Origin of the sequence: Rhodanobacter sp. Root179, assembly GCF_001428465.1 — a bacterium.
In the GTDB taxonomy this organism is placed as follows: domain Bacteria; phylum Pseudomonadota; class Gammaproteobacteria; order Xanthomonadales; family Rhodanobacteraceae; genus Rhodanobacter.
Genome location: NZ_LMHR01000057.1, coordinates 36,208 through 42,805 on the forward strand (window position 1 = coordinate 36,208; position 6,598 = coordinate 42,805).

At 58.9% G+C, this 6,598-nt stretch carries 7 protein-coding genes; 6 read left to right on the forward strand and 1 reads right to left on the reverse strand.

The genetic code is table 11. The annotated features are described in order from the left end of the window. Window positions 1–96: 96 nt before the first annotated feature. The 6 genes from pip (at window position 97) to ASD82_RS17630 (ending at window position 6,015) form a co-directional block, all read left to right on the forward strand. The gene (gene pip / locus ASD82_RS04540; protein WP_056716068.1) at window positions 97–1,050 is read left to right on the forward strand and encodes a prolyl aminopeptidase; all 954 of its coding nucleotides are present in this window, start codon (window positions 97–99) and stop codon (window positions 1,048–1,050) included. A gap of 44 nt (window positions 1,051–1,094) precedes the next feature. Continuing rightward, window positions 1,095–2,387 carry an NAD-dependent epimerase/dehydratase family protein gene (locus ASD82_RS04545; RefSeq protein ID WP_056716071.1) on the forward strand — a complete coding sequence of 431 codons (1,293 nt, stop codon included), beginning with the start codon at window positions 1,095–1,097 and terminating at the stop codon, window positions 2,385–2,387. After that, window positions 2,384–2,860, forward strand: a complete 477-nt coding sequence (locus ASD82_RS04550) for a DUF2269 domain-containing protein (RefSeq protein ID WP_056716074.1) — start codon at window positions 2,384–2,386, stop codon at window positions 2,858–2,860. Before ASD82_RS04545 ends, ASD82_RS04550 begins: the two co-directional genes overlap by 4 nt. Window positions 2,861–3,266: 406 nt before the next feature. Further along, entirely contained in the window at window positions 3,267–4,271 is a 1,005-nt protein-coding gene (locus ASD82_RS04555) for a thymidylate synthase (protein ID WP_056716076.1), read from the forward strand. A 15-nt stretch (window positions 4,272–4,286) separates the two neighbouring features. Beyond that, window positions 4,287–5,123, forward strand: coding sequence for a hypothetical protein (locus tag ASD82_RS17295; protein ID WP_200946051.1), 837 nt, complete (start codon window positions 4,287–4,289; stop codon window positions 5,121–5,123). Then, a complete protein-coding gene (locus ASD82_RS17630) occupies window positions 5,074–6,015 on the forward strand; it encodes a hypothetical protein (RefSeq protein ID WP_157598759.1) in 942 nt (313 codons plus the stop codon). Before ASD82_RS17295 ends, ASD82_RS17630 begins: the two co-directional genes overlap by 50 nt. A gap of 9 nt (window positions 6,016–6,024) precedes the next feature. On the opposite strand, the gene ASD82_RS04565 is transcribed toward ASD82_RS17630, so the two are convergent. Next, a partial coding sequence (locus tag ASD82_RS04565; protein WP_157599181.1) for an ImmA/IrrE family metallo-endopeptidase occupies window positions 6,025–6,598 on the reverse strand: 574 nt, incomplete at its 5' end.

The following is a 6,598-nucleotide window of genomic DNA, read 5'->3' on the forward strand; positions in this document are numbered from 1 at the left end:
CAGGGGAGGGCAGGGGTGGGGTCCACGCCGCGTCGAACTTCATCGAAGCCGATTTCCCCGTAAGCTGCACCTTTCCAGCGACACGCCAAGATCACCATGCGCGACTTCTACCCCGCCATCGAGCCCTACCAGACCCATCGCCTCGCCGTCGACGCGATCCACACCCTGCACGTCGAGGAATGCGGCAACCCTGACGGCTTGCCGGTGGTGTTCCTGCACGGCGGCCCCGGTGCCGGCCTGTCCGCCTATCACCGTCGCTTCTTCGATCCGGCACGCTACCGCATCGTGCTGTTCGACCAGCGCGGCGCCGGGCAATCCACGCCGTTCGCCGAACTCACCGACAACACCACTTGGCACCTGGTCGCCGACATCGAGACGATCCGCGAACAGCTCGGTATCGAGCGCTGGGTGGTGTTCGGCGGCTCGTGGGGTTCCACGCTGGCGCTGGCCTATGCGCAGACGCATCCCGAGCGCGTGCTCGGCCTGGTGCTGCGCGGGATCTTCCTTGGCCGCGAACCGGAACTGCGCTGGTTCAATGAAGTCGATGGCGGCGCTTCGCAGATCTTCCCCGAGCGCTGGGCGCGCTTCCTCGCCTTCATTCCCGAAGCCGAGCGCGACTCGATGCTGGAAGCCTACTGGCGCCGGCTCACCAGCAATGACGAGGCGACCCGGCTTGCCGCAGCGCAGGCGTGGAGCGCATGGGAAGGCGGCAGCACCACCTTGCTGCACGATCCCCACGGCGGCGGCGACTTCGAGGACCCGCACAAGGCGGTGAGCCTGGCGATCATGGAAGCGCACTACTTCCGCCACCGCATCTTCCTCGAACCGAACCAGCTGCTGCGCGACATCGCGCGCGTCCGGCACATCCCCGCCACCATCGTGCACGGCCGCTACGACATCATCTGCCCGATGACGAGCGCATACGACCTCAGCCAGGCCTGGCCCGAGGCGGACCTGCACGTGGTGCTGGCCGGCCACAGCGCCGCCGACCCGGCGATCGTCGACCAGCTGGTGCAGGCGACGGATCGGCTGGCCGACCGCTACTCCTGAAGCGCACCGTCATCGTTCCCCGCAAGGCAAACCAGGGAGTGTCCATGCGCGTGCTGGTCACCGGCGCCTACGGCTTCATCGGCGCGCACATCGTGGCGGCGCTGGTCGCGGCCGGCCATGACGTCGTCTGCGCCGTGCGTGGCGCACGCTTCGACACGCGTTTCCCCGGACTCGACGCGATCGCCTGCGACATGGCCCGCGACGTGCGCAGCGAGGACTGGCTGCCCCGCCTCGCCGGCATCGAGGCGGTGGTCAACTGTGCAGGCATCCTGCGCGAGCGCGGCGCGGACAGCTACGCGGCGGTGCACGAGCAGGCGCCGCTGGCCCTGTTCCGCGCCTGCGTGCAGGCCGGCGTGCGGCGGGTGATCCAGGTCTCCGCATTGGGCGATCCCGCCGACGGCGAGTTCATCGCCTCCAAGCATCGTGCCGATGCGGCGCTGGCCGCGCTGGAACTGGACTGGCTGGTGCTGCGCCCGTCGCTGGTCTACAGCGCACATGGCTCGTACGGGGGCAGTTCGCTGCTGCGTGCTCAGGCCGGGCTGCCCGGCCTGCTGCCCCTGCCCGGCCGCGGCGCGCAGCCGCTGCAGCCGATCGCCGCCGAAGACGTCGGTGCGGCCGTGGTCGCGGCGCTGGCCCGGCCGCAGGTAGCCTGCGAAGTGCTCGAACTGGTCGGCCCCGAGGTGCTGACCCTGCGCGACTACCTGCTGGCCTGGCGACGCTGGCTCGGCTTCGGGCGCGCGCGCACGCTCGCCGTGCCGATGCCGCTGGTGCGACTGGCCTGTGCGCTGGGCGAACACCTCGGCAACGGCCCGCTCGGCAACACCATCGGGCGCATGCTGGAACGCGGCAACGTGGGCGCCGCCGATGCCGGCGCACGCCTGCGCGAGCATCTCGGCCTGCAGCCACGAACGCTGCAACGCGCGCTCGCCGAAGCGCCCAGCCACGTGCAGGACCGCTGGCATGCGCGGTTGTATTTCTGCCTGCCGCTGCTGCGCGTGTCGATGGCTCTGCTGTGGATCGGTTCGGGCGCGGTCGGCTGGCTGACCCCGGCAACCGACGTGGTCGCCGCCGCGCCCGGCAGTTCACTCGCCGCCGGCAGCCTGCTCGCGCTGGCGCGCACCACCGCCAGCGCCGACCTGCTGCTGGGCACGCTGTGCCTGCTGCGCTGGCGGCCGCATCTGGTGCTGGGCCTGATGCTGGCGATGCTGCTCGGCTACACCTTCGGCATCGGCATCGCCTGGCCCGTCCACTGGCTGGACCCGTTCGGCGGCCTGCTGAAGAACCTGCCGCTGATCGCGGCACTGGCGCTGTTGCTGGCGACGGAACAACGCCGATGAATGCCTACGTGCTGCTGAAAACCGTGCACATCCTCTCCTCCACCCTGCTGTTCGGCACCGGACTGGGCACCGCCTTCTTCATGTGGTTCACCCACCGCAGCGGCCAGCTCCCCGCCATCGCGGTGGCCACGCGGCTGACCGTACGCGCGGACTTCCTGTTCACCACCCCGGCGGTGATCGTGCAGCCGCTGTCCGGCTACCTGCTGATGCGCCTGATGGGTTTCGACCTGCACACACCATGGCTGCAGGCCGCCATCCCGCTGTACCTGCTGGCCGGCGCCTGCTGGCTGCCGGTGGTCTGGCTGCAATGGCGAGCGCGCAACCTCGCCGCCGCCGCGCTGCGCGACGGCACCGCCCTGCCGCCGGCCTACCATCGCTGCATGCGCACCTGGTTCGCGCTGGGCTGGCCTGCGTTCCTCGCCGTGATCGTCACGTTCTGGCTGATGGTGGCGAAGCCGCCGTTGTGGGGTTGATGCGGCCGCAGGCGGCGCAGGAAATGGGATATCGCACGATGGCCGATGCCACCACCATCAGCGTATCCACTCCATGGGCGACGCTTTCATCAGGGAACTTAATTGGCAACGTCCCCTTTTTTCCTTCAAGAAGGCTAGGGAGCCGGATGGAAGACGGCGGTCTGTTTAGGTTTCCAGCTGAAGATATTTGCCAACTGAGCTACGCTTAAGGTCGAACGTCATCTTTAGACTGGGGGAGTCGAGACGGGATGCTCGTAACGTCTGAAAATTTCTGGCGGGTAGGCGCTCGACCTCTCTTTGCGATGTTCACCGGACGATGGCTGGCTATCGTGATGAAGCCGACGGTCCGTTCTGATCACTCTGCGGATACCCGTAGTTTTCAGTTTTTTGTCGGTGAGGTGCTTTGATGTATTTCAAAGCAAAAACCCTCGACGACGTACTTCGGCGCGTACTGAAGAAATTGACCACTGATGAGGCCACGAGTATCAAGGCTAGTCGGGGTGAATCCAGTGAAATTACCGGCGTACTTTTTCAGATAACGCGCCCAAGGGCTAGGCTCAGCCGAACGGAAAAACGAGGCCTGATCTTCAGTCCTCTTGGAGAGCTACTTTGGTACCTGGCAGGTAGCGAGTCGTTGAAGCAGATCGCTTACTACGTACCAAAGTACAAGGAGGAATCAACTGACAAGAGGACGGTCTATGGCGCCTACGGGCCAAGGCTCTTCCCGAAAGAGGGTCGAAGTCAAATTGAGAACGTACTCGATTTGCTTCGTCGCAAACCTTGGTCGAGAAGAGCCGTAGTTCAAATTGTTGAAGCTCGCGATCTTGCTCATGAACAGGTGCCGTGTACATGCACCTTGCAATTTTTAATTAGAAAGAAGCAATTGCACATGTATGTCTACATGCGGTCCAACGATGCTTTCATGGGTCTTCCGCACGATGTCTTCGCCTTCACAATGATCCAAGAATTGATGGCAAGAAGTCTTGCCATCGAATTGGGATCCTACAAGCACATGGTAGGAAGTCTTCATCTATACGACAAGCATCTGGCGAGTGCGAAGCAGTATCTCAAAGAAGACTGGCAAGAGACGGAGGAGATGCCGCCCATGCCGCCGGGAGACCCTTGGGCTCGTATAAAGCAGATGGTGCGTTGGGAAAAAACTTTGCGTGCAGGCTCGCCTCTCGAAATCGACAATTTGGATGTTGAGCTGTATTGGAAAGATCTCTTGAGGCTTCTTCAAATCTTTGCGATATCGAAGAAAGAAAAAAGTACAAGGTCGATCACCGCACTGAAAAAGAAGATGAGCAGCAAGGTCTACGACGCCTACATTGATCAACGTCGCAGAAAACTAGAACAGAAGGCAGAGGATCAAAAGCCGATCCAGGTTCCGATGTTCAACACAAGCGAATAAAATTCGGATGCAAAAATGTTGTTAGAAGCAAATATTCTTGAGCTCGTCAAGCTCCTAGGCGACGAAGCTTTACACTCGGCAGGGGTCATCCCATGGAGCTCCCCCATCCCATCCTTCGGTGACTTAGGTCAGGCGAAGATCGCGACGCTTGGGTTGAACCCAAGCAATCGAGAATTTGTTGATGCTCGTGGTGACGAACTTGATGGCGCCAACAGGCGATTTCATACGTTGAAATCGTTGAGCTTGTCTTCTTGGGCCAAGGCCAAAGACAGGCACCTTGAGCTTATGGCCGAATCCTGTCGAACTTACTTCAAAGCCAACCCCTATGATGGTTGGTTCAAAAGGCTTGATGAGATCATTGTAGGAACGAAGTGTTCTTATTACGAGAGACAAAACGACCTTGCATGCCATCTAGACCTCATTCCATTTGCTACAGCCGAGAAATGGATGACGTTGACCAACTCGCAACGATTGGCGCTGCTTTCATATGCTGGCGATACGCTAGGGCACCTTGTGAGAGATTCGTCCATCAAGGTCCTCATATTGAATGGAGCATCCGTGGTTGCAGGGTTTGAGCGTGCCGCTGGAGTTTCTTTGAACCATCAGGTCATGCCAACTTGGGCTCTTCCCAGAAGGTCGACTCCAGATGTTCCTGGGATTGGATACCGAGGCAAAGTACACCGTATGGGGCATGTCAGTTTGGGACGCGAAGTTCTTGTTCTTGGCTTTAACCACAACATCCAAAGTAGCTTCGGTGTCACCAAGGACGTTAAGTCGGAGATCGCAAAATGGATAGGAAAGCATGTTCCACGGGCTACGTATGAGACAGAAAGACCTTTCTCTCTTAACTGAGTTGGATGATCAGCTTCGAGTTTTTTCAGCTACAAACCATGAACTCGTCGGCTTGGCCGAAGACATTGCTCGTGACGCGTTTGCTCAACAGATTGTTGAGAGTATCAGGCGTGTAGGTTTCACCGACGTCATTCAGCAACGCGCTTTGGCGCCGGAAAGGGCTGATCCAAGCAGCGACCTTTTTGACCCGTTCAGAGCAGCAGTGGTAGCCAAGAATGCAGGCAATTTTGAAGAAGCATGTTGGTTGGTTTTTCTTGGCACACAGTTTGGTAAGCATGGCAAGCAAAAGTGGTCAACGACAGCGCAAGTCTACGGGGCTCTAGGAGGTCCGAACTGGACCTTCGAGCGAGTAAGTGTGGACCCCCACGCGTTTAGCCTCTGGCTTGAAGGCCACCAAAAGGACATCAAACGCTACGTCGGAAATCATCGCAAGTACATCTCTCTTTCGGGGCGAAAACTTCACTGTACAGGCGTGACAGTTGAGACCTACGTCGCATGGATTCTTGAAAACGGTGGCCATCAGGCCCTCTTTAACGACGCCATTGCGAATGCTAAAGGTGATGCCCGCGTAGCCTTCGCCAAGCTTTTTAAATCTATGGATGTGGTTGACGGCTTCGGACGTACAGCTAGGTTCGACTATTTGGGAATGATTGGGAAACTTGGCCTCGCTGACCTTAAGCCCGATTCGGTCCACTTGAGCGGAGCCACTGGGCCACTTACAGGTTCAAAGCTGCTCTTCACTGGTTCGAAAAAAGGCAAGATCTCCAAATCGCAGCTAGATACGATGTTGTTGGAACTTGGAGATGCGTTGGACCTGGATATGGGTGTCATCGAGGACGCGATCTGCAACTGGCAGAAAAACCCCAACAATTTTGTTCCGTACCGAGGATGACGCGTTGCTTCAGTCCGCCCAGCGGAATTTTCTCTTCAGTGAATTCATCTGGTGATGGCCGATGATGCCCTTATGCTGAAGTTGCCCAACAACCAGCCCCGCTGAGATGCCTATTTCGCGCGCAAACTTGATGATCTCAAGTTTTCTCGCGCTTAATTGACCTAGTCTCTGCTGGAACTGCTTAGGGACCAAGAGTTTTTCAGCGTACAGATTCGCCTCATCTTCGTACTTTGAGGAAAGCTCTCCGGTGCCCTCAAGGAAAAAAGCTCTGTTTCCATGTAACAGGACGTGCGCTGCTTCATGAAAGAAGGCAAACCAAAAGTGGTCTTCAGAAAGGTAGCGGGCGCTCAATAGAATCAGGGCTTTGTCGTCTCGTATGAATTTGGTGGCTCCACTTGCCCTGCATCCGGCCGGGGCTCTAACCACCACCACTGCGACACCCGATCTTGCACAGATTGCCTGCAATTCCACGAGGAATTGATCGGGGTTCTTTTTGCGGGTTAGCTTTCTGATTTCAGTCAGGTTCTCCGAAAACTCCATCTTGTTCCATGGCGCGCAGTCAATTTCTTCGGCCTCTAATTCA

Bases quoted from the DNA above. Each gene is read 5' to 3' on its own strand.
- ASD82_RS04555 (WP_056716076.1), top strand. From the start codon at position 3,267: ATGTATTTCAAAGCAAAAACCCTCGACGACGTACTTCGGCGCGTACTG.
- pip (WP_056716068.1), top strand. From the start codon at position 97: ATGCGCGACTTCTACCCCGCCATCGAGCCCTACCAGACCCATCGCCTC.
- ASD82_RS04545 (WP_056716071.1), top strand. From the start codon at position 1,095: ATGCGCGTGCTGGTCACCGGCGCCTACGGCTTCATCGGCGCGCACATC.
- ASD82_RS17630 (WP_157598759.1), top strand. From the start codon at position 5,074: ATGTTCCACGGGCTACGTATGAGACAGAAAGACCTTTCTCTCTTAACT.
- ASD82_RS04550 (WP_056716074.1), top strand. From the start codon at position 2,384: ATGAATGCCTACGTGCTGCTGAAAACCGTGCACATCCTCTCCTCCACC.
- ASD82_RS17295 (WP_200946051.1), top strand. From the start codon at position 4,287: ATGTTGTTAGAAGCAAATATTCTTGAGCTCGTCAAGCTCCTAGGCGAC.